We start from the raw sequence: 2,614 nt of genomic DNA, 5'->3' as shown, positions 1-2,614 counted from the left end.
GAAAGGGGATAAGGAGATAAGAGTGATATGGAGATAAGATAATAGAAATAGATTGAAATTTATAGAAATAGGTAGAAATTGATTGTGGAAAACAACAAATTTCCATAAATTTCTATTAGTTTCTATAATTTCAATTTTTTTATAATATCTCCTTAATCTCCACATCTCCTTTTGTTACACCACCTGAACGCTTACAAAACTTAATACTTTAGAGATGCAGAGAAACGGAGGAAATATGCAGAAGATAATTAAAGTTTTATGCAGTAGTGCATTAATGGTTATTTTTATTTCATCTTTTGCCCGGGGAGAGTATGTAAGTGGGACAGTCGTCGCGGATGGGCAGTCTGGGACATGGACTAAAGGTAACAGCCCTTATATTGCTACGGGAACGATATATGTTAATGGGACATTAACGATTGAGCCTGGTGTAGAGGTAAGATTTAAAACTGCGACGGCAATGAATATTAATGGAATCCTGATAGCTGAGGGAACTCCAGATGGAACGATTACCTTTACCTCCAATCAAAATCCAAAGAACAAAGGAGACTGGGAAGGAATTGTATTTAATATGACTTCGAAACCTTCAAAACTGACCTATTGTCAGATAGAATATGGGGGTGGGGGTAGTGGAAATGGAAATATTTACTGTAATCTCTGTGTTCAATTACCCGTGATAGCAAGCTGTACTATTTCAAATAGTGATAATGCTGGAATTTATTCTATTATTAACACTTTCACTCATCCCATACTCTACCTTCAGCATTGTCTAATAAGAGATAATGATGGATATCCTGTCCTTACAGGTCCAATGTTAGATATGAAAGATAATACAATTATAAATAATGGGGTAAAAGATTCAAGGCGTAATGTCATCTGTATATGGGGTGTTCTTTACACTGGTATCAATGAAGATATAACCTGGCATAATCAGGGAATACCATATCTGATTACTGAAAATGATTTATTAATTGGGGATTCGGTATCTCCCGGAACATTAACTATTGATGCGGGAGTAACTATAAAAGTTGATAAGAATAGAGCTATTATAATAGGTGATGTCTCTTCAGCCCGCTCAGGTTGTTTACAGGCAAATGGTACTGACGGAGGACGGATTACCTTTACTTCTAATCAAATACCGGTTAATCCGGGTGACTGGGGGTATATAAAATTTACTGGATATAGTCAGAATTCTTACCTTAAATATTGTAAGATTGAATATGGAGGAAATGATAGTAACGGTCCTACCCCTGCCATTTGGTGTGATAGTTCTGCCCCTGAAATATCAAATACAGATATCTCCAATGTGTATTCTCATGGTGTAACTATAATTAATAATGGTTCACCAACAATTACCTGGACCACAATAAGAGCGGGAACTGCTACCTATGATAATGTAGAACCATCCTGTATCTATTCTGATAGTTCCTGTCCTCAAATAGGAAGTAGTTCATTGATGAAGAGTAAATACGGTATTTATGCGAAAACTATGGGAATACTCAGCCCAAACATTACTAACAGTAATATAATTGGAAATACTTGTTATGGGATTTATAACGACACTTCTTTGGGAGTTGGAACAATTACGGCGACTAATAACTGGTGGGGACATCCTTCAGGTCCTACACCTGAAGGGACATCGACTATTTATGGGGATAAAGTGAGTGATTATGTAGAATATTCTCCCTGGATTGGGAGTGATACAGTTTCTCCTGACCAAATCACACTTGAGCTTAGAGAAATAGAATTAGGGACTGTGACTTTACAATGGTTACCAACAGGAGATGATTTTGATATTGGCACACCTACATATTATGTCATCAATTATGCAACTACACCTATTACCAATAATAATTGGGGTAATGTTTTTGGAAGTGAGACTTTATCTCCTGATACCCTGACCGTAGATGGAAAATATTATTATTATTCTGTTGGAAATTTATCCCCAAAAACTTTATATTATTTTGGTATTAAGGCCGTAGATGATGCCGGGAATTGGTCTGACCTGTCAAATTGTGTAGGGGCAACGACTAAGGCAATTCTTGAAACACCACGAATCTATAATGTAATTAACGGTAACACCTGGGTGAAGTTCACCATACAAAATAATGATTTTAATCATCAGGTAGGATTCTGGGTGTATTATGGTTCTCGAACTGGTGTAAGTAGTGAAAATTATGATGATAAGCAGGATGCAGGGATTGTGGCAGAAAGTGGAAGTTCAACTTCTTCTTATTCAACCGAAACAACTATCTCAAATTTAGACAATGGAAAATTATATTATTTTGTTGCTTATGCTTATGACCCGGCGAGTTCTACTAATAAAAGTAAATGGAGTGATAAATCGAATGAGGTGACTCGTTCTCCTACTGCGTTGAGTTTTGCCGCAATCACTGGTTCTTCAAATGTCCTCGCGGGAGGTAGTGTTACCTATACGGGGCAGGGTTATGGTTCTTTTGGTGAGGAATTGGGCAGTTTGACTTATAGTTGGTGGTGTGAACCAGAGCTGTTAGGCACGATTACTCCAACAAATACCTCTACGGTTACTTTTTCCGCCGGGACAAAAACTATGCGCGGGACTCTAACGGTCGAGGCAAGAGATGGCACAATCTCGGTG

The 2,614-nt window shown here is 37.6% G+C and carries 1 protein-coding gene; it reads left to right on the top strand.

Features of this window, described 5'->3' with window-relative positions; translation table 11 throughout:
• Window positions 1-235: 235 nt before the first annotated feature.
• Window positions 236-2,614: fibronectin type III domain-containing protein (locus AB1422_18765; protein ID MEW6621343.1), on the top strand; the 2,379-nt coding region annotated here is incomplete at its 3' end.

The sequence above is a fragment of the bacterium genome, assembly GCA_040757115.1.
GTDB lineage: Bacteria > UBA9089 > CG2-30-40-21 > CG2-30-40-21 > SBAY01 > JBFLXS01.
This window is presented reverse-complemented; position numbering and strand designations above follow the sequence as displayed.